This window comes from Chryseobacterium sp. B21-037 (assembly GCF_028570785.1).
Lineage (GTDB): Bacteria > Bacteroidota > Bacteroidia > Flavobacteriales > Weeksellaceae > Chryseobacterium > Chryseobacterium proteolyticum.
In genome coordinates this window covers 2902912-2922262 of sequence record NZ_JALGCB010000001.1, presented here as the reverse complement: position 1 = coordinate 2922262, position 19351 = coordinate 2902912, and the positions used below count along the sequence as shown (strand labels likewise).

Sequence of the window (19351 nt, the reverse complement as noted above, 5' to 3'; positions counted from 1 at the left end):
AAAAAAGAGAGCTGAAGTTGCTCTCTTTTTTGTTTTTAGAATTTTAGTTTTTGGGTGATCACTTTTCCGTTTTCCAATGTTGCCCGGACTGTTACTACTACATTTTTGACATTTAATGGAGCGGTAATTTCTGTAGATTTCATATTGGTTTGGTTCACCAGAATTCTTCCTGAGGCATCATAGATTACCAGCGAGGTAATTTGCAGGTCACTTTTTATGTACACTGAATTTTCTGCCTGTGTAATAAAGGTTTTGTTTTCAATTGCATTTTTAGCGGATAGGGTTCTTGGTTCAATGATCACTGAATAATCTTCTATCTGTCCGTATTTAGGAGTATAACAAGCGGTAACGGTTGTTCCGTTATATTCACCAATTACCCTCATTCTTAAAGGAGTATTGGCTACAGCATTTGAAGGTGGAGTTACTGATGCTGTTGCAGTGGAACCTGCTGCTATATTGCTTTGGTTCAGAACCAGCTCCGTTGTTTCATTAAATTGTCCATCGTTGTTGTAATCGATGTATGCTTTTATAATATGAGGATTGTTTGTTCCGGGAGTAATGGTAAGGGTCGTTGAGGTGCCTGAAGGTATTGTGGTTTTGGAAATTCCCAGACAATAATTTCCCGTAAAATTTTCGTAGAAATTATTAGTGGCAGCCTTGTAATTGGTTGAATAATTATTAATGCTTCCAAATTTGACAGAAGTGATTCCTATGTTGTAATTTCCTGGATTCGTTATTGTTGTTGGGGTGCAAGCTGTGGTTAAAGATGTATTGTTGTTAGGTGTAGTGCTACTTGCGACCGGAGAATTGATTAAAGATTGTCTGTACTGTAAAAGCTGGGCTGTAGCTCTGTCGGATTGTCCCGGGGTAAAGAGATCTCTGAAACAGAAAGTATAAGACATTACATTTCTTTCACCTCCTGCATAGGTAACGCTTGTACATGGGTTGATCTGACCGGTCTGACATGTATAGGGAACGGAAGAGTGGTAAAGGCTTTTCATTGGTTCTGTATCGCATACCAGGTCTCCTTGTAATGTACAATCGGTATTAGCAGGACAGGCCCCGGTAGAGTCGTTGAATCCTTCATGGGTGTGACGGAGTCCTAACGCATGTCCGAATTCATGTGCCAGTGTTTGCGCGTTTACAGATGATGCGCTTGTAGACATAAATGCATAATCATTGCTGCCACCCGGGTAATAGGCAAAGCCATTAAGGGTTCCTGAATTAGAGGCTAACTTTTTTACCACATAAATATTATAATACTTACTGGTATCCCACATTCCAAGGGCTGTAATTTCGGATGCCGTTACAGCATTGGTCGTATTATCATTGTTTACACCACCGCTTACATATTTTGGAAGATGGGAAGCATTGATCCTGTTGATCCCGTTGGTCGCTGTACAGGTGGGACTGATTTTCGCAAAAACAAATTTTACAGGGAGTATGGCACTGGATGATGACATGCCGCTTGAAGAACTTCCGGAAAATACTCCGTTAGTGTAATTAACCCATGCAATAATGTCGGCATCCGACTTGTTGTTTACTGTTCCGACCGCGCTTCCGTCCCCTACAACATGGACAACAACGGGAATTTCATATACCTGATTCTTATTAAGGGTAGATGCTAGTTTTCCACTTTTAATCAGTTTGGATAACTCTAAGTTAAAAGCATCATCCCGAGCCTTTTCTTCGGGATGCCGTTCATAATGTTTTCGCATTAATTCGTCGGTACCGCATTCTATTAATTCAGTTTTTTGAGCGTAAAACTGGCTGCATGAAGAGCCTAAAATAATAGCTAATAGTAGTTTTTTCATAATATAATTGTTAGTGGTTTTAATATATTCATATTAAAAATAAACAAAAATATCAATAGTGTGGGAAATAATTTAATGCTTTTATAAAGACCTTGAAGGATTCGAAAAAGATGATATTGAATATTTCACAATAGCCTATTTCTTTAATTTCATCGTCCATTATTTTGTGGATACAAATCAGAATTTAAATCCGATACTAAAATAAGCCCGCCAGAAATTAAGTGCATCGTTTCTGGATATATTTACGTTAATGGGACCTAAAATTGATTCATATCCCAGATTAAGTCCATAACCAATAAGTTTGGAATTGCTCTTGAAAGGGGATAGCTCGTCACTTATTGCAGCATAGTGAAAAGAGGGAGTGAGGAAAATCCTGTGATAAATCCGGTACTGAACCTCAAGTCCTAGCTTGGCAACTGAATTTATAGGAACTTCTTTTTGCCTGAACCCGTTAAATTCAGGATTCATTCCGTCAAAATTATATTCACTTCCTCCCAGATTGAATTTCTGATTGAGAAAAAGATAAGGGATACCCTCTGAAGATCCAAGAGTTTGAGGAGAGAAGTTTGTTCCTAAAAAAGCATTTGCCTTAACAGATACCTTTTTATTGATTGGAATAATATAATTTTCATTGAGCGCTAATGTGATCAGATTCTTGGGTTTATAATATCCTTCAGCCCCGGGATTTAAGTATTCATAGAGTGTAGGTTGTATTTCTTTCAGATCATAAAGGTTGTATTGATCTCCAAAATAATACTTCGTGATGAACTGAAAATTGTTTCCTGAAGTAGGATAATATCTGGTATTGAAGTTATTTTGATTGAATTTAAAATACAGGTCAAGATTGGTATGATAATATACCTTTTTGCTGTACAAGTCTGTAAAGGTCTGGCTAATCCTGTCTACAGACCGGTTTAATTTTTCAGCGTTGAACTCTAAGCCGAATGAAGCCATTGTATTCGGATGAATCGAATAATTGACCGCTGTATTCGCTTTAATGCTTCTGTAAATATAGTTGGGGAAAAATAAATTATTTTCAACATCATTGTTTTCTGAGAATCTCAACAGGAGGTCATTACTTTTAAGAAAAGAAATATTTCCTTCTGTACTTAACCACCAGCGGTAATCCGTATCCAGAAATTTCTGAAACTGCAAACGGGCCTTGAAACGTTCCGAAATATCTACAGTTGCTATGGCCCGGAATTTTGCTTCTGCATAATCCCGGTAGGTATAATTCAGGATGATCCCTACGGATTGTTCATTATCATAGTGTAGGGCTAATTTAAGCATGCTTGGTGTGGATCTCTTTACGAAAATGTTCATAATTAAACCGTTTTCCGAATCTGTGTAAGTATAATACACCCTGTCATACTGTCGAATTCCAAAAACCTTGTCGATAGCAGCATTTACAGTTTTGGCATCGTAATATACACCCTCCTTTAATCCCATCAGGTTTTTAATAGTTTCAATCTCGGACGGATTAGTGATCGGTGTACCATTATCTTCACTATAAGTAAACTGTATGGTCGGTTTTTTAACCTCTTCAACAAGTTTGTGCTTATAAATAATTCCCAGTCTGCGTTGCTCGTTGGCTAAGGCTATAAATTCCGGAAGGTGTCTTTTAGCTTCTGCTTCTCCTATTTTTATGATTTCCTTGTATTTTCTGAAGTCTTTAGTGGTGTAATCATTAAGCGGAGTTACAAAATCCACCATGATATCCGACATCTTCTTTTGTTCATTGAAATCCTGTACGGAATGGAATGCATGTGTCTGATAGATCATTTTCATCGGATTTTTGATCTCATCTTTTGTGAAAAGCCTGAATCCTGTATAGCCTCCGATAATATAATCAGCTCCCATATCTTTTACTTCCTTTACCGGAAAATTACGGTCGAGGCCACCGTCTACAAGAAGTTTTCCATCAATATAGACCGGTGCGAAAGCGGCAGGTATGGCTAAGGTAGAACGAATCGCCAGTGCAAGAGAACCTTTTTTCTGCATAACCAATCCACCATTCACAATATCGGATGATGTAAGTTGAACAGGAATAGGAAGTTTACTAAAGTCGTTGATATGTTTTGCAGGAAACGTTAATGTATTGAGAACTTCACCCATGTATTGCCCTTCTATAAAGGATCCCGGTAGGGAAGGCCGGCCATCGTTTACCGGAAATTCAAGAATATATTTATTGTACTCATCTTTTTCGCTGATATTGACCTTGTTGTAGGGGATTTTGTTACTTAGGATCCTTTTCCAGTTCATGCCATACACCATTTTTTTCAATTCTTCACCATTATATCCCATAGCATATAATCCACCAAGAATTCCACCCATACTGGTCCCGGTAATATAATCTATTTTAATCCCTAGTGAATCTATTGTTTTTAAAATTCCCAGATGTGCAAAGCCCTTGGCACCACCTCCGCTAAGCGCTAACCCAAACTTTGTGTCTTTTGTCATGGGAGGCATTTTCTTTATGGTGTCTTGTGCAGAAAATAAACAAAATATACATATAAGAAAGACAGTGAGGAAATTTTTCATTTTAATAGGCTTACTTCAAATTAGCAAAAAAGACGATCGGGTCTATTAAGGATTTCAATAGGGGATCTTTTTTTTAAAACTACAGAATGTGAAATTTTGAATCGTGTCAAAAGGAGTTGTATGATCTGATGAAATACACTGTATCTTTTCGAAATGGTTGGCGAACTGCTTTTCCATGGACTCCTCATCGTATTGCTTAATCTCCAGACCACTGCATTTTGTAGGTCCGTTTTTTGAAAAAGTTCCTAACACCATAAATTCTTTTATGCTTTTCCCTGCAATATCCAGATAGCTGGAGATTTGTTCTTCTTCGGTTAAAAAATGAAATGTGGCCCTGTCGTGCCAAAGATCATATTGGAATTCAGGTTCGAATTTAGTAATGTCCGTAACAATAAATTTCACTTTTTCGGATTTCTTTCCTAAACGCTTTTTTGTCTTTTCCAATGCATTCGCAGAAATGTCCAGCACCGTGATATCCTGATATCCTTTGTCAATCAAAATATCTACAAGACGACTTTCACCTCCGCCAATATCTATTATTTTAGCGTCTTTTTTTAAGTCAAATGATGCAATGAAATCCAGTGATATTTCAGGTTTTTCCTGCGTCCAGCTTACCTGATCAGGACTTTTTGTCTCGTATACTATATCCCAGTGATTTTTATTCTTTGACAAATCCATAAGGAGTGTTGTTTTTAGCAGGGCTAAATTACAAAAGACCTGATGAAAGAAAATATTTTAATTGATTTATTTTTATTCAACCAGCTGTTTGTTGATTTCTTCGAATTTTTTAATAAGCTCATGGAGTTTTGACTGTTCTTTCCTTATGGTTTTAGGTCTTATGTAAAACCAGTTAAAGGCAATCCATATAAAAGTTAATGAATAGGCAAAAACAGCCATAAATGTTGTCATCCTTGAAGTGTATTCATACATATAGAGACTGATTCCTGCCAATAACATAGTGAAGTAAAGATTGGTCATGAACGTTTGTACAAAACCCTGTTTGCTTTTCAAAACATACAGGCTATGCAAATATTCACTGTTGGATTGGTCGGTGTTGGTTTTATAAAAGAATGTAAACAGCCTGTTGTAAGCAAACAGGAAAATTACCATTGCCAGAATAATCAGTACGATTCCGATTTTTGTGGTGACTAGCTGAGGTTGATAGTGATACCATATCAGACCTATAAATATACTGGTTAAAAGTAGCATTATATTGGTTAATATAAGCTTTTTCAGATTTTTGCTTTTATAGGACTCCAGTTTAGCAAGCAAATCTTTAAGGTCGGGCTTATTTACTTTTTGTTGTTGCCAGATATTTTTAAAATCTATATTAGTAGGTTCCATGTTCCCTGAATTTTTGAGTTAATTTTTCTTTTATTCTGTGGATTTTTACCCTGACATTGGATTCTGATAATCCCACGATATTGGCTATTTCGGCCTGTTTTAATTCTTCCAGTTCTAAAGAAATAATAATACGGTCTGTTTCCGGCAATTCGGAGATGAATTTATAAAGAAGTTGTATCTCAGATTCCATGGATTCCTGTTTCTTTTCCTCTAAATTACCTGGTAAATCAGCTTTTGTGAATCTTTTCTCCCTTTCAATCTGTCTCAGGCAATTATTGGAGGCGATCCTGAAAATCCAGGTTCCCACAGAAGATTCATTTCTGAATTTAGGAAGTTGTTGCCATACAATGACAAATGTTTCTTGAGCAATGTCCTGTGCCCATTCGGAATTGTTTACATATCCCATACACAGGCGGAATATTTTTTGCCAGTATACTTCGTAGATTTCCTCAAATACCATTATTTTGCAGATAAGAAGTTATTCAACTGGTTGAAATACCATTCCTTATCATCATACATGATGAAGTGTAAACCTTTAGTAGCATATTGTAAATTTGCATTTTTCATATTCTTATATTGATCTTCCATGGCTGGTTTAAAATTAGTAAAATAAGACTCTAATAATATAAGTGAAGGACATTGTATATTTTTTATTTTTTCCCGGAGGTCAGTATTCGAGAAGTCACAATACATTTCTGCAAAAGTCTTACGGTCTGATTGCTGACTCCATCCGATCACAGTTTCCTGCATGGAAGTATCCGCCAAAAGCTGGGGGATAGATTTCAGCTGCATCTGACGAAATTGATCATCTGTCATGGCTGTCATTTTATTGATGGTAGCAGAGCAATCATTGTTTTCCTTAGATGTAAAAGAAGGATTCATTAATGCCGATAAGCACGGCAAAGCATCTACAACGATAATCTTACCCACTAATTGTGGATGATCTGCAGCCAGAGCGAGGGCAAGGCCTCCACCCATACTGTGCCCGATGATAACAGGCTTGTCAATTCTCTGGTCACTGATGAATTCTGCAATTTTGTTTTCCCAGTTTTTAAAGCTGGCGCCGGGCTGAGGCTTTGCACCTGCGAATCCTGCCATTGTTAAAGTATAGCAAGTAAAATTCTTATCAAACTTTAGGGTCGTTTCATTCCATACATCTCCGGAAGAGGCAAAACCGGGGATCAAAATCAGGGCTTGTTTCCCACTTCCTGATTTTTTAACTTCAAAAGGATAGGATTTTGTTTGTCCGAACACATTAGCACATAGAGCTAAAAATAATAATATCACGGCAAGGAATGTCAATTTTTTCATTTCATTTAAGATTTAATGGTTAATTTACCTTTTAGATACAGGCCTGAAAAAAATGTTACAAAATTTTTAAAATAATTTTAAATCTTATGAATAATTTCCGGAATACCCCTTTAATAAAGGGTATTTTAAATTGAAAGAAATCAGATTAAACCCTTGAATTTGCGGTTGGTCCTCATTTTGTGGAGGTTATCGGTTATTTTTTTTAAAATATTATGCATTACTTATTATAATAGGTACGGTTTTTGCAGACTATAGAAATTAATAAAAATTTTGTGAAGCCTGTTGTTTGTATTCGAAAATTCACTAAATTTAATAAATATTTACAATTGCCCCTTATAATGATAGGGGTGTTGGAGATAAAATCGTAGTTTTTTAATTAAATCCAAAATACCAATGAATAATATACAAGATGAATTTCAAGTTCTGAAGGACGAGCTAAGAAAATTGAATATTGAAGTAAAGAAAGTAGTAAAAGTAGGAAACGGAAGCATGGACTTTCATGAGGTTTTCTACAAATCGCCAAGATATGAAGAGGTGAAAACAATTTATGTACAGCGTCATAATCTGGATGATCTTATTGTGAAATTCAGACAAGCTTATAGCTAAAATAAAAGACGCGCCGCAGATTTCTGCGGCGCGTTTCATTCAGGGTCAGTATATTTTTTAATCCTTATTTAATGCTGATGTTTCTTTGGTATCTTTCATTCTGGCGTAAACAATCAGCGAAAAGAAGATACATGCTGTAATATACCAATAGAAATAAGGTTCCATATCGGCCTGCTTAAGCCAAAGGGCAATATATTCCGCCGTACCTCCAAAAATAGCTACTGTTAAAGCATAAGGTAAGCCAACACCAAGTGCCCTTACTTCCGAAGGAAAAAGTTCTGCCTTAACAACTGCATTAATGGAAGTATATCCACTTACAATAATCAATGCTGCCATAATTAAAAAGAAGGCTCCCCACATTGAGGTTGTTGTGCTTAATGCTGTAAGCAAAGGTACTGTGCAAAGAGTTCCTAAAATTCCAAATCCCAGAAGCAAAGGTCTTCTTCCTATTCTGTCTGATAATCCACCAAAAACAGGTTGAAGACAGGCAAAAATAAATAATGATACGAAAGAGATAAGGGTAGACTGTTCTTTTGTCAGATGAACCGTATTTACTAAAAATTTCTGCATATAGGTGGTATACGTGTAAAAAGCCAACGTTCCGCCTAATGTTAAACCTACTACGGTGAGAAGGGCTTTAGGATGTTTAAGCAATTCTTTTATAGTTCCTTTTTTCTTCTCACTCATTTCCTTTTTGTTTTCAAAAGCTTCCGTTTCATGAAGGTTAGCCCTCAGATATAATGCAATAACGGAAAGGGCTGCGCCGATAATAAAAGGAATCCTCCAGCCCCAGTCTTCCAGCTGTGCCTCTGTAAGAAGTACCTTTTGTAGAACCAACTGGATCCCCAATGCAATTAACTGCCCTCCGATCAGGGTTACATATTGAAAGCTTGAGTAAAACCCTCTTCTGTCTTCTGTCGCCATTTCACTGAGATAGGTGGCTGAAACACCATATTCTCCACCTACACTCAATCCCTGCAGTAGCCTTGCAATTAAAAGAAGAATCGGAGCCAGAATTCCTATAGTTTCATAAGTAGGCGTAAGGGCAATAAGTAAAGATCCGAATGACATTAGTAAAACTGAAAGGGTCATCGCTCTTTTTCTCCCTATTTTATCTGCAATACTTCCGAATAACCATCCGCCGATAGGTCTCATCAGGAATCCAACTGCAAATATTCCGGCAGTATTCATCAGTTGTGCATTAAGATCCGAATCAGGAAAAAATGAATTGGAAAAATAGATGGCAAAGGCAGCATAAGCATACCAATCGTACCATTCCACTAGATTTCCGATAGAACCACCCACAATGGCTTTAATCCTTTGGGCTGTTGTAATTTGAGTAGTATTCATAGGGGTAATATATTAAATTTTTAAAGTATAATCTGAAGTGATAGTAAAAATTCTCCTTTTCTGTCAAAAATTGTTTTGGAAACGAGATCATAGAGTGGTCTGCTGCTGTATTGTACAACAATTCTGGCATTTTGGCCGTATAAGTAAAAATTTGCTCCCACGTCATAATAGCTGCCGTTCTGATTTAATGCTTTCATGTCCTTTAAAGCATAATTGAAGAAAGGCTGAACCTTCAGTATTTTACTGAATTTAGGAAGAACGAATCCTACCTGTGAAAACCAGATATTTCCCGTACCCATCAAAATCCTGTTGTTTCCGGCACCTTCCAGTGCTTTTTGCCCTGTAAATTGTGGATCAGGAGTTCCTGGGTTCAGGAGTCCGCTTACTCTTAAATAGTTGGGTCCGTAATTATAATTATAGAATACAGAATACAAGGTCAGTCCCATTTCCTTACTTTTATTTCCCAAAGGCAGCTCCGAGTAGATATCTGCTCCGAAGACATTGGCAGCATGAGACTCGAAAACATTTTCTGAGGGTTGAGATTGTGTTGCATCTTTAGTACTGTAAAAACCCGTTCCGATATTCAAAACTTTTCTGGCAGCCAGATTATTACCCGGTAGAAAAGAAGTTACCGTTGTTTCTTTATTGAAAAACTGATAGAATGCATAACCTGAGTAAGATAGCTTTCCGCTTTGGTTATTATCCACAGCAGGTCCTCCTACAACGGGCTTCAGATTAGTAGCAAAAGGCTTGTTGACACTGAATCTGTAATTTAACCGATCAAATTCTCCATGTACAAAAATACCGAACTGTCTTGAAAACTGATCTGCAATTTCGATGGCCGGAAAATTGAAAACAGGGATGTCACCGGCAAGCATTTTTGTAGTACTTGCATTAGTCAATCTGCTTACGCCATTCCAGGAGTGAAGCCCGGCACCCAGATACAAATTGTTTTTATTGGGTTTTCCGGTCTGAAAATCATTTCGTGGTATAATAGCCAGCTCATTATAAGCATCATGAAAGAAAAAAGGGGCTTTCTTTCCGGCTCCATTATTTCCTGTTCCCGATCCTCCTCCGGAAATAAAAGACTGGTTATTAATTCCCATTTGTAGAAAAACTGAATAAAATGGTGTAAGCTGACTCTGAATAGTTAGCCTCATTCTTCGGATTCCTGCATCATATGTTTGCTGCTGGGGAACGCCATTCACGAGTGTTCCCGGATTATTGTCAATACTTCGCAACCAGATCTGACTGGAAATACCGAATTTCAGCCATTTGTCTCCTTTGGGATTCAGGTTGATTTTAAGCTCTCCGATATCTAAAGGATTCTTTTCTGATATAACTTCTTCAGGATTTGTACTGACCTTTGCAGTATCCTGGCTGTATAGTAATTGTAAGGCAGCCAGGCCGAAAATGATGAAAAGTTTTTTCATTGATGCTATTATTTGCACCTAAACAATACATAAATTCTGAAGTTTTTCTGAAGTTTTGATCAGAATTGAATATTTGTTGTTATGTTTTTGAATTTCAATCTTTTATTTTATGAAATTGATCTTTAAAGTATGAAAATTGTTTTCAAAATGATAAGTAATTTCAGTGTCATAAATCTCCAAAATCTTCTTCACGAGTGCCAAACCGATCCCAATTGAGTTTTGATCAGGGTTTCCGCGCTTGAATCTTTTGAACAATTCTTCCGTAGGAATAGTTGGAGGATTTCCGGTATTGGAAATCTCAAAATAATCTTCGGTAAGAGTTACTCTGATCTTTCCATTTTCGATATTATGCCTTTTTGCGTTATTGATGAGGTTATTGATCACAATAATAGCCAAATTCTCATCGAAATTAAGGTAAACCTCTTCCCGGATATTTCTGGTTAATGATAGGTTCTGAATTTCAAAGATATCCTCGAAATACTGAAGTCGTTCACTAAGCAGCTCTGAAAAGTTGATATGATTCGATTCGCTTTTTTCAAAATGCTCCAGCTTAGCTAATAGAATAAGGGATTGATTAATAGAAGAGAGCCTGTCCAGTTCATCGTTCATCGAGGAGAGGGTAAGCAGTTGTTTTTCTGAGAGATCACTGTCCATCAGTAACTCGATCTTTCCTTTAATGGAAGCCAGTGGAGTTTGGAGCTCGTGGGAAGTGTTTTCCGAAAGTTCTTCTAATAAATGATAGTCCTTTTTTGAACTCTCGGACATTTTTAGCAAAAACCTGTTTAAGGATTTAAATTCTTCGGTCTCTGTTTTCATAAGGCTCATAGGCCTGTTATTCTTAAGACTGAATTTTTTGATCTCTTCTATGGCATGATAGAACGGTTCAAGAATCTTCTTTGAAACCAGGACCCCGACAATGATCGTAAGAATAATAAGGAACACCATGATCCAGGCAACCACCATAATAATACTTATCAGAAAATGGTTTTCAATGATGGTGATGTATCTTACGCTGGTTATGGCATATCTTTTTTTATGAATGACAGGGTAGGTAATAACGGTAATTTTATTGATGTAAGACTGTACACTTTTATTCCAGATGTACTTTTCTTCAATAATTTTTTCTTTGGTATTCTTGTAATCGGACGGTAGGATCTTAACCTGGGTTTGTCTGTGGTGTATGGTAAGATAATCGTATGTGGAATCTTGTGCCAACTTATTGGCCACATAAGCATTAAGATCTTCAAGTTTGAGGATCGCTGAACGCATCGTTGCCCTTTCAAAGGCAAAATACAAAATCGTAAAGCCTGTGGTAAGGACAAAGAAAACCAGGATAGTAAATGCTCTGGCAAAACGAAAGCTTAAATTCATTTATCAATCCATTTATAACCCAACCCATAAACAGTCTGCAGATAATCTTTGCCTCCTCCGTCAATAATCTTTTTTCGCAGATTTTTCAAATGCTGGTATACAAAATCTATATTATCCACACTATAAGTATAATCTCCCCACAGGTGACTTGCTATAGCCTGTTTGGAAAGCATTCTGTTTTGATTATTAATAAAATAGATCAGCAGGTTGAGTTCTTTTTTGGTGAGATTCAGTAGTCGCTCATTCACTTTACACTCTTTTGATTCCAGATCAATAGTAAATTCATTGAAACTTAAGATGCGGTTGGTTTCCGGTGTTTTTCTCCTGAGCACGGCTTTTATTCTGGAATGCAGTTCCGGTAATGAGAAAGGTTTGGTCATATAATCATCGGCTCCTTCGTCCAAACCTGTCAGTTTGGTATCCAGGGAGTCTTTGGCGGATACAATGATGATGCTGGATTCCGGAGCATCATTTTTAATATGTTTCAGGATTTCCAATCCATTTCCATCCGGAAGCATCAGATCAAGTAGGATGCAATCATATTCGAAAAGCTCAATTTTTTCTAAAGCTTCTTTTGCATTAGTCGCCACTTCACAAACATAGTCTTCTTTTTTAAGATAATCTGTGATGTTGGAAGCAAGATCTTTATGGTCTTCGATGATAAGGATTTTCATAAAATTATAATCCGAAATACATTATTAGGGCTTAAAGATATAAAAAAAGTGTTCTAATTTTCAGAACACTACCTGATCAATCATTTTTTATGTATCCAGGTTTTAAAAACGATATCCTAATGATAATCCGCTTCTGAAGCCTGCCCAGGGACCATCTACTTTTATCCGGGCTCCATTGGGATTGGTTTCTACGGTATATTTTACAAACGGGATGTCCAGATTTTCGATCTCTTTTTTTAGCTGTTGTTGCATTTCAGGGGTCAGCAGATAATCACTTGTCAGCGTAAAGTCACCTTTTCCACTACCATAATGTGCACCGGCAATCCAGAGATCTAAAACAAGATTTTGGCTTTTGGTAAGAAAGAATTGTACCCCGACCATTAATCCACCACTATTACCATTGGTATCTCCTGATCCTTTCAATGGAATCTGATAAGTAACTCCATTGGTGGGTTTAAAATCATAATAGAAATCAAAAGTATTAGAACTTACTTTTGAATATCTGTAATACGGGGCTACGTAAAAGCCTTTCCCGTATCCTGCTCCTAAATAGAAACGAGGCTCGAAAGTAAAATTAGTTGCTTTAATCCTTAAATTCTGAAACCGCTCTTCATCTTTATCTTTTAAAAATGCATTAATGAACGGAACCTTTCCTTCAGGCATTGTTCCAAATCCTACATTCACAGAGAACCACTGATTGAAGGCTCTTTCATATGACAAATTAATGTTCCTGAATGCATATGCTGTGACATTGGTTTTAATGATATTCATTTTTTCTTCAGAAACAGGAGTGACCTCCTGTGAACAGACTTTCGAAAAAAGAAAAGGGAGGATAAGCAGGAGATATTTTTTCATGATTCTAAATTTAATACTGGAGTTTATAATAATAGCAGCAAAAAATGGGCAATAGTGTATAGAAATGAATAATTAAATGAAAAATAAACTATTTATATAAAGTTAGTTAGGAATTTATTGATGACTTGAATCCGTATACCATGTAATACATATCAGATTCTGCTTGTCCTATTTTATATTATTCAATTTCTGACATGAAAAAAACAGTATGTGCCGCCCTTTTTCTTTGTGGAGTTTTTGTGTTTTCGCAGGAAAACATCAAAAGCGATACTATTGATCAAACAAAGACGGCAGAAATCCAGGAGGTGATTATAAAGTCCCAACGTAAAAAACAGTTTGCAGACAAAGCAGTATATACTTTTGATAAAGCAGCGTTAGAAAAGGCCCGTTACGCAAAGGACCTATTAAAGACATTACCGGAATTACAGTTGGATCCTGTTTCGAATACTTTGAAAAGTACGAAAGGAGGAACTTCTTTATTTCTTATTAATGGAATTGAAGCAACGGATATGCAGATCCGGAGTATAGCACCCAGTGAAGTAGTAAAAGTTGAATACTATGATATTCCACCCGCAAGGTGGGCAACAAGAGCGGATACGGTTATTAATGTGATTACACGGTCTACAGAGACAGGATATGTTTTTGGAACCGATGTAATGACCGCATTGAATACAGGATTCGTAAATGGATCAGCATATGCCAATTTTACAAAAGGCAAAAATAATTTCGGTTTGGAATATTCCATGAATTTAAGAGATTATGACAACCGGAGAGTACGCAGTATCTATGACTATCAGCTTGATAATTCACATTATCTTTCCGATGAAAAGAAGAAAGATCATTTTGGATATACCTCTCAAAATATTGCTTTAAGGTATACCCGTATGGTGCCTGATAATTATTCATTTCAGGCAAAACTGAATATGGATATCCTTCATACTTTCGTGAATGGTAAGGGAGAAAGTACTTTCACAAAAGATGATGTTACGGAAGGGCATACCATGATGAAAAGGGGAGGGACGGATTACGTAACACCGACACTTGATCTTTACTTTTCAAAAAAACTGAGTAAAAAAGATGAATTAAGTTTGAATGTCGTGGGTTCCCATTTTACCACAGATACTTCAGAATTTACAAAGGAATGGATCACCTCTTCAGGGAATTCAGTTTTTGATAATGATATGAATCTTACAGCTAAACAGACGGGTTTTGTTGGAGAGATTGCCCATACTCATGATTTTGAAGGTGGAAAACTTTCTTCAGGGTATCGTATCTCGAACACCTCTATTTCCAATGATCTCCAAAACCTTGCAGGATTTTCACAGTACAAAGTGAATTATTTAGAGCAATATTTCTACACAGAATTTTCCGGTAAAATTGAAAAGTTTACATACCGTGTTGGTGCAGGCCTTACCAACATTCATAATAAAAGTGCTGAAACTACTTTTGATGAATGGTCTATTACTCCAAAAGTTATTTTAGGATATCAGCTGAAAGGAAATCAGAGTCTTCGTTTTACAAGCAGCTATAAACCAAAGAGTCCATGGAGTGCTGCATTAAGTAGTAATGTGGTACAGATGGCACCGAACATTGTGCAAAAAGGAAATCCATTTCTTAAGTCACAGCTGACATGGGGAAATAACCTGATCTATTCACTGAACAATAAGTATTTTGATTTTAATGCTAATTTATTTTATTCAGATACCCGACGTACGATCAACCAGTTTTATGTGATGGACGATACTTTTGGAGGATATGCCCTTACCTACGAAAATGCAAAAAGCTCGAAACAATATGGGCTGCAGCTTACGGGATCCTATAAGCCTTTTGGGAATAATCTTCTTGTGATCAAAGCTATGGTTGCTCCTTCATCTGAAACCGTAAGAACGAGCAAGGGCGCATTGATCAAAAATAATTATATCGCCAATAATCTGGAATTATCTTCGGAGTACAAATCATTCTCACTACAATATCAGGTCAATATTCCTGTGTATTTACTTAGTGGTGCATTTCTCAATACCAATGAGAATGCGAATCATGTTTTCGTCAATTATAAACACAAAGACTGGACATTCTCTACAGGATTGTACTGGATAGGAATGCCTTCGGAATACAAGACAAAAAGTCTTCCTGAAAGCGTGGTCAACTATTCACGAAATAGCCAGATTATGAATAATAAGTCGATGTTTGTTCTGGGCTTCAGCTATGATTTCTCAAAAGGAAAGAAAACGGATATGCAGAAAAAACTTAATAATTCTACAGCTCCTGCGGCTACTTTTTAATCATGCATATTTTTATCATAAGAACAGCTCCGGAGAATCCGGAGCTGTTTTCTGTACGTTAAATATTTTCTGTTTTAATTTTGCGCGATCATTCTGCGATAAGCATGAATGTCTTCAATAGTGACTACACTCATTCCTTTTTTTTCCGCGAAATCTACAATTTCGGGTAGTCTTGCCATAGAGCCGTCTTCATTGGTGAGTTCACAAAGAACCGCATCATCCCCAAGATTTGCCATCTTTACCAGATCAACACTTCCTTCCGTATGACCCCTTCTTTCAAAGACGCCTCCTTTTTTGGCAACAAGAGGAAAGACGTGTCCCGGGCTTGCAATATGGTCCGCCAAAGCATTTTCTGCTATGGCAGTTCTGATCGTGGTTACCCGATCCTTTGCAGAAACACCGGATTCCACTCCTTCTTTTGCTTCAATGGAAATGGTAAATGCGGTTTGATTTTTACTGTTGTTGGTCTCTACCATTGGTCGCAGATTAAGATGTTTGCTTTTCTCTTCCGAAATGCATAAACAAACAATTCCGCTGCATTCGCGGATCAAAAGTGCCATATCCTGTTCTGTAATGGTAGAGGCAGGGAAGATGATATCGCCTTCGTTTTCGCGATTCTCGTCATCCACAAGAAGGATGCCTTTGCCCTGTTGTAATTTTAAAAGTGCATTTTCTACACGTTCTCTGGAGGAAACTCCGAATTTTTCTAATAATTTTTCCATGTTATTTTACTTTAAAAGTTAAAATACACTTCGGTACATGGAAATGAAATACGCACCAATAAGTCCATAAGGCAAGCTTATTGATCGTTTCATTTTCTTCTCCCATCCAGACTTTAACTGTCGGTTTTGGAATTTCACCAAATCAGTCCTTTAATGAAAAAGGAGTCGCGGACTATAACCGCCGGTAGGGAATTTCACCCTGCCCCGAAGAAAACTTATGCTAAGTTTTACTGTATGTCTTGTTTACTTGTTTTTAATTCATTAATTAGTATTTAACGCACAGGCTGCTAATTTCGGGAAGTTTTTTGAAATGGGAAATGATTTTTGAAATTAATTAAGAGTATCAGGATGTTTTACCGGTATATTTTATATAGAGAAATGCACGCAATTACAACTCCGGAAAGAAGTATCAATGAACGGATCCAATTCATGTGGCTCCATTCTTTCCACGTTTGCAAAGCAATTTTGGGATCGACAGGTTTTTGTCCGAAAAGAATATTGTTTCTCGGAAAGAAATACATTACTGTAAATACATCAGCAAGAACAAAAAGGATGAATGCCGAAATTATATACCCCCGGATCTGAGGATATGGATTCCACAAAAAAATGATCACCGCTAATCCGATGAGGTGGTGGAGAGGTCCTGTTATTTTAAAGAAATTTGCCGGTGTTTTCTGCTGAAAATAATTTTTTGCCGTTTCAAGGGAATCGGGAATGTTTCTACCCCAGTTCGGGGCATCGACAAGGGAATTGTAAAGGTTAACAAATAATATTCCGCTTCCGATCATGATGTAGAGATATAAAATAAAAAGCTTCATAATAAAGTATGGTATTATGAAACAAAATTATTTCATAGAGGACATTGAAAATTGTATAAATCGGTCCTTTTTGAATGGAAAAGATTTTTTTTTAGGACAGATCATCCTATAAGGAACGCTACTACTTTTCGATTGCTAATTAAAGAATGCTTACAAATGGTATTTCATAGGGTAGAACTTGTTTCTGTAGCGCGTTCTGTGCTCTAAAATTACAATCCATTCAAGACTTTATTTGAATGGATTGTTAGTGATCTTTTAGTATTAATTTTGATGCTCAGTTTGTTTGTTCCAATATATTTTCCAAGAGTATATTAAATTCCTGAGGCTTTTCAAGCATAGGGTAGTGGCCTACATCACTTATATTTACATAATCGAAATCCTGTAAGTATTGGCGGTTGGCATCAGCATTTGTAGGTGAAGCATCGGAGTTGATTGCTCTTACGGGCACTTTAATCTGCGATGCGGCTTTCCGGAAATCGGTTTTGTATAAGGGAATGAGCAGTTCTATTGCCATCTCTCCCGTATTCTGAAGAAATTCTTTTTGTACTCTTTCCTTTACTGTTTCCGGAGTTTTTTCCACAAAAAGGAATTGGGGAAGAATATTTTCGACCGCATTTTTAAAATCATTCCGGTAATGAACAAATAGAACCTCTTCCACCTGTTCCATTGGGAAAGTTTCGTCCAGGTTTTTTATGGTATCCACCAAAATCACTGACTTTAAATTGGGAATTTTCAGGGCAGCTTCCAGAACATACGCTCCCGACATTGAGTGGCCAACTAATATAATGTCTTTTGAATCGATCTGGCTGGCAACGGCTTTAATATCTTCTGCATATTGCTCACTCGACCAGTTTTTTCTGGATTTGTCAGATTTTCCATGGCCTGCAAGGTCCATCTGAACAATACGGTATTTATTTTTAAAATATTCCTTCTGGTTTTCCCACCATTCCGCATTTCCCAGCCATCCGTGAACCAGGATTAAGGCTGTATCTCCGGTGCCTGTTTCTTTGTAATGAATTTTTTGTCCATCCGATGATGATGCATATTTTTCCATATTATGGGTTTGTGATTTTATAAATTTTATTTGAAGTCAACAACTTTCTGATGATTTCCATTGTAATGTATTGACAGTTTATTAATGGTAATATATTTCCAAATACTATCCGATATTACCGGTCCAATATAGGCAGATAGTTTCTCCATGGGCCAACGTCATACTTGTATTGTTTTGCCATTACCCTTGATATTTGTGCAATATGGCCAAGATCATGAGCAACCCATGTTGATAACAACTGTCTTAAAGTTGTATCACCAAATGCCGGGTGAATTCCGGTTTTGTCAAGATCTTCATCAGTTATATTCTTAGATTGTAAAGTGATGAGGTTTTTCTTTCTCAGATCACGGAACTCTGTCAGTAATTGGGATAGTGTTTTGCCTTTGCTCTCTTCAAACTGTGCAAATCTGTCAAACGGAGTAAAAGTTTTCTCCGGTCCGTCAGATAGGGTTATTTCTGCCCGGATCATCCAATCTGTTTTTTCTCCGTGGATCAAGTGGCCGATTATATCAAAAGGGCTCCATGTTTCTTCTCCTTCGTTGGTATAGATCCATTCATCACTTAATCCCTCCAGTAATGAGGTTAAAACATCGGGGGTACGTTCAAGAATTTCTGTTGCTTTATCTAAATTGAATGACATAATAATTTTAAATATGCTAAGGTTGAAATTATTGCTGATCTTTATAAATATTCCAGTAATTATAATCTGTCATGGGGGCGTCTGTGATACCTATGTTCCTTCCCATGGTTACAATCTGTCCTCTATGGTAAGTTCCATGGATAACTGCATGCTGGATATACTCATATTTAGAGAAATCACATTGAAACCATTGAGACTCTATTTTTACATTTTTTGCTAAATCCTCTTCGGATAGGCTTTCTACGTAATCTACAAGTTTCTGAGAGTTATTTTTGATTGCACTGAAAACTTCATCTTTAGTATTGGTGTTGGAAATTTTAGCGAAATCAAAGTCATTATTTTCATTGATATGGCTCCACCAATATTCCTGAGTTTGCCAGATATGATGCAGGGTCTTCAGGATGGTAGGGAAACTGGAAATCGTTTCCTGATTAAGCTGTTCATCCGATTTGGTAGAAAGCCAGTCAATATATTTGTTCACCACCCAGTTGTTGTACTGAACACTTTTCGTGACTAATGTTTTTAAGCTCATAATT

The 19351-nt window shown here is 36.9% G+C and carries 18 protein-coding genes and 1 riboswitch; of the genes, 2 read left to right on the top strand and 16 right to left on the bottom strand.

The window, feature by feature from the left end; translation table 11 throughout:
• Nucleotides 1-35 precede the first annotated feature (35 nt).
• From MTQ00_RS12920 to MTQ00_RS12895, 6 genes are all read right to left on the bottom strand, one after another.
• Complete coding sequence (locus MTQ00_RS12920; protein ID WP_273649542.1) at nucleotides 36-1814, bottom strand: GEVED domain-containing protein; 1779 nt, start codon at nucleotides 1812-1814, stop codon at nucleotides 36-38.
• A 177-nt stretch (nucleotides 1815-1991) separates the two neighbouring features.
• Nucleotides 1992-4274, bottom strand: a complete 2283-nt coding sequence (locus MTQ00_RS12915) for a patatin-like phospholipase family protein (protein ID WP_273649540.1) — start codon at nucleotides 4272-4274, stop codon at nucleotides 1992-1994.
• A gap of 135 nt (nucleotides 4275-4409) precedes the next feature.
• Nucleotides 4410-5033 carry a class I SAM-dependent methyltransferase gene (locus MTQ00_RS12910; RefSeq protein WP_273649538.1) on the bottom strand — a complete coding sequence of 208 codons (624 nt, stop codon included), beginning with the start codon at nucleotides 5031-5033 and terminating at the stop codon, nucleotides 4410-4412.
• Between the two features lie 72 nt (nucleotides 5034-5105).
• The gene (locus MTQ00_RS12905; protein WP_273649536.1) at nucleotides 5106-5699 is read right to left on the bottom strand and encodes a hypothetical protein; all 594 of its coding nucleotides are present in this window, start codon (nucleotides 5697-5699) and stop codon (nucleotides 5106-5108) included.
• Nucleotides 5686-6159 carry an RNA polymerase sigma factor gene (locus tag MTQ00_RS12900; protein WP_273649535.1) on the bottom strand — a complete coding sequence of 158 codons (474 nt, stop codon included), beginning with the start codon at nucleotides 6157-6159 and terminating at the stop codon, nucleotides 5686-5688. The genes MTQ00_RS12905 and MTQ00_RS12900 overlap by 14 nt, the downstream gene beginning before the upstream one ends.
• On the bottom strand, nucleotides 6159-7010 hold the full coding sequence (locus tag MTQ00_RS12895) for an alpha/beta fold hydrolase (RefSeq protein WP_273649533.1): 852 nt from the start codon (nucleotides 7008-7010) through the stop codon (nucleotides 6159-6161). Before MTQ00_RS12895 ends, MTQ00_RS12900 begins: the two co-directional genes overlap by 1 nt.
• Nucleotides 7011-7403: 393 nt before the next feature.
• Between MTQ00_RS12895 and MTQ00_RS12890 the strand changes: the two genes are divergently transcribed.
• The gene (locus tag MTQ00_RS12890) at nucleotides 7404-7616 is read left to right on the top strand and encodes a hypothetical protein (RefSeq protein WP_089027820.1); all 213 of its coding nucleotides are present in this window, start codon (nucleotides 7404-7406) and stop codon (nucleotides 7614-7616) included.
• A gap of 57 nt (nucleotides 7617-7673) precedes the next feature.
• Here MTQ00_RS12890 and MTQ00_RS12885 read toward each other — a convergent pair whose 3' ends face one another.
• The 5 genes from MTQ00_RS12885 to MTQ00_RS12865 form a co-directional block, all read right to left on the bottom strand.
• Complete coding sequence (locus tag MTQ00_RS12885) at nucleotides 7674-8966, bottom strand: MFS transporter (protein WP_273649531.1); 1293 nt, start codon at nucleotides 8964-8966, stop codon at nucleotides 7674-7676.
• 20 nt (nucleotides 8967-8986) lie between these two features.
• Nucleotides 8987-10399: a porin gene (locus MTQ00_RS12880; protein WP_273649529.1), complete on the bottom strand. Its 1413-nt coding sequence runs from the start codon at nucleotides 10397-10399 to the stop codon at nucleotides 8987-8989.
• Between the two features lie 102 nt (nucleotides 10400-10501).
• Nucleotides 10502-11770, bottom strand: coding sequence for a sensor histidine kinase (locus MTQ00_RS12875; RefSeq protein WP_273649527.1), 1269 nt, complete (start codon nucleotides 11768-11770; stop codon nucleotides 10502-10504).
• On the bottom strand, nucleotides 11767-12444 hold the full coding sequence (locus MTQ00_RS12870; RefSeq protein ID WP_172280585.1) for a response regulator transcription factor: 678 nt from the start codon (nucleotides 12442-12444) through the stop codon (nucleotides 11767-11769). Before MTQ00_RS12870 ends, MTQ00_RS12875 begins: the two co-directional genes overlap by 4 nt.
• Nucleotides 12445-12546: 102 nt before the next feature.
• Nucleotides 12547-13299 carry a DUF3575 domain-containing protein gene (locus tag MTQ00_RS12865; protein WP_273649525.1) on the bottom strand — a complete coding sequence of 251 codons (753 nt, stop codon included), beginning with the start codon at nucleotides 13297-13299 and terminating at the stop codon, nucleotides 12547-12549.
• A gap of 194 nt (nucleotides 13300-13493) precedes the next feature.
• On the opposite strand from MTQ00_RS12865, the gene MTQ00_RS12860 reads away from it, so the two are divergent.
• Entirely contained in the window at nucleotides 13494-15581 is a 2088-nt protein-coding gene (locus MTQ00_RS12860; protein ID WP_273649523.1) for an outer membrane beta-barrel protein, read from the top strand.
• Nucleotides 15582-15655: 74 nt separating this feature from the next.
• On the opposite strand, the gene ribB is transcribed toward MTQ00_RS12860, so the two are convergent.
• The 5 genes from ribB to MTQ00_RS12835 all read right to left on the bottom strand — a co-directional run bounded on the left by ribB (nucleotide 15656) and on the right by MTQ00_RS12835 (nucleotide 19347).
• Nucleotides 15656-16303, bottom strand: a complete 648-nt coding sequence (gene ribB / locus MTQ00_RS12855) for a 3,4-dihydroxy-2-butanone-4-phosphate synthase (protein WP_172280579.1) — start codon at nucleotides 16301-16303, stop codon at nucleotides 15656-15658.
• Nucleotides 16304-16393: 90 nt separating this feature from the next.
• Nucleotides 16394-16519: riboswitch (FMN riboswitch) on the bottom strand.
• Between the two features lie 137 nt (nucleotides 16520-16656).
• On the bottom strand, nucleotides 16657-17121 hold the full coding sequence (locus tag MTQ00_RS12850) for a DUF1772 domain-containing protein (protein ID WP_273649521.1): 465 nt from the start codon (nucleotides 17119-17121) through the stop codon (nucleotides 16657-16659).
• A gap of 274 nt (nucleotides 17122-17395) precedes the next feature.
• Nucleotides 17396-18175, bottom strand: coding sequence for an alpha/beta fold hydrolase (locus MTQ00_RS12845; protein WP_273649519.1), 780 nt, complete (start codon nucleotides 18173-18175; stop codon nucleotides 17396-17398).
• A 115-nt stretch (nucleotides 18176-18290) separates the two neighbouring features.
• Nucleotides 18291-18815: a DinB family protein gene (locus MTQ00_RS12840; RefSeq protein ID WP_273649517.1), complete on the bottom strand. Its 525-nt coding sequence runs from the start codon at nucleotides 18813-18815 to the stop codon at nucleotides 18291-18293.
• A 28-nt stretch (nucleotides 18816-18843) separates the two neighbouring features.
• Nucleotides 18844-19347 carry a DinB family protein gene (locus MTQ00_RS12835; RefSeq protein ID WP_273649515.1) on the bottom strand — a complete coding sequence of 168 codons (504 nt, stop codon included), beginning with the start codon at nucleotides 19345-19347 and terminating at the stop codon, nucleotides 18844-18846.
• Nucleotides 19348-19351: the final 4 nt, after the last annotated feature.

What these genes read in the sequence shown, in the direction of transcription:
- MTQ00_RS12920 (WP_273649542.1), bottom strand. Translation starts at nt 1,814, where the DNA reads ATGAAAAAACTACTATTAGCTATTATTTTAGGCTCTTCATGCAGCCAG.
- MTQ00_RS12915 (WP_273649540.1), bottom strand. Translation starts at nt 4,274, where the DNA reads ATGACAAAAGACACAAAGTTTGGGTTAGCGCTTAGCGGAGGTGGTGCC.
- MTQ00_RS12910 (WP_273649538.1), bottom strand. Translation starts at nt 5,033, where the DNA reads ATGGATTTGTCAAAGAATAAAAATCACTGGGATATAGTATACGAGACA.
- MTQ00_RS12905 (WP_273649536.1), bottom strand. Translation starts at nt 5,699, where the DNA reads ATGGAACCTACTAATATAGATTTTAAAAATATCTGGCAACAACAAAAA.
- MTQ00_RS12900 (WP_273649535.1), bottom strand. Translation starts at nt 6,159, where the DNA reads ATGGTATTTGAGGAAATCTACGAAGTATACTGGCAAAAAATATTCCGC.
- MTQ00_RS12895 (WP_273649533.1), bottom strand. Translation starts at nt 7,010, where the DNA reads ATGAAAAAATTGACATTCCTTGCCGTGATATTATTATTTTTAGCTCTA.
- MTQ00_RS12890 (WP_089027820.1), top strand. Translation starts at nt 7,404, where the DNA reads ATGAATAATATACAAGATGAATTTCAAGTTCTGAAGGACGAGCTAAGA.
- MTQ00_RS12885 (WP_273649531.1), bottom strand. Translation starts at nt 8,966, where the DNA reads ATGAATACTACTCAAATTACAACAGCCCAAAGGATTAAAGCCATTGTG.
- MTQ00_RS12880 (WP_273649529.1), bottom strand. Translation starts at nt 10,399, where the DNA reads ATGAAAAAACTTTTCATCATTTTCGGCCTGGCTGCCTTACAATTACTA.
- MTQ00_RS12875 (WP_273649527.1), bottom strand. Translation starts at nt 11,770, where the DNA reads ATGAATTTAAGCTTTCGTTTTGCCAGAGCATTTACTATCCTGGTTTTC.
- MTQ00_RS12870 (WP_172280585.1), bottom strand. Translation starts at nt 12,444, where the DNA reads ATGAAAATCCTTATCATCGAAGACCATAAAGATCTTGCTTCCAACATC.
- MTQ00_RS12865 (WP_273649525.1), bottom strand. Translation starts at nt 13,299, where the DNA reads ATGAAAAAATATCTCCTGCTTATCCTCCCTTTTCTTTTTTCGAAAGTC.
- MTQ00_RS12860 (WP_273649523.1), top strand. Translation starts at nt 13,494, where the DNA reads ATGAAAAAAACAGTATGTGCCGCCCTTTTTCTTTGTGGAGTTTTTGTG.
- ribB (WP_172280579.1), bottom strand. Translation starts at nt 16,303, where the DNA reads ATGGAAAAATTATTAGAAAAATTCGGAGTTTCCTCCAGAGAACGTGTA.
- MTQ00_RS12850 (WP_273649521.1), bottom strand. Translation starts at nt 17,121, where the DNA reads ATGAAGCTTTTTATTTTATATCTCTACATCATGATCGGAAGCGGAATA.
- MTQ00_RS12845 (WP_273649519.1), bottom strand. Translation starts at nt 18,175, where the DNA reads ATGGAAAAATATGCATCATCATCGGATGGACAAAAAATTCATTACAAA.
- MTQ00_RS12840 (WP_273649517.1), bottom strand. Translation starts at nt 18,815, where the DNA reads ATGTCATTCAATTTAGATAAAGCAACAGAAATTCTTGAACGTACCCCC.
- MTQ00_RS12835 (WP_273649515.1), bottom strand. Translation starts at nt 19,347, where the DNA reads ATGAGCTTAAAAACATTAGTCACGAAAAGTGTTCAGTACAACAACTGG.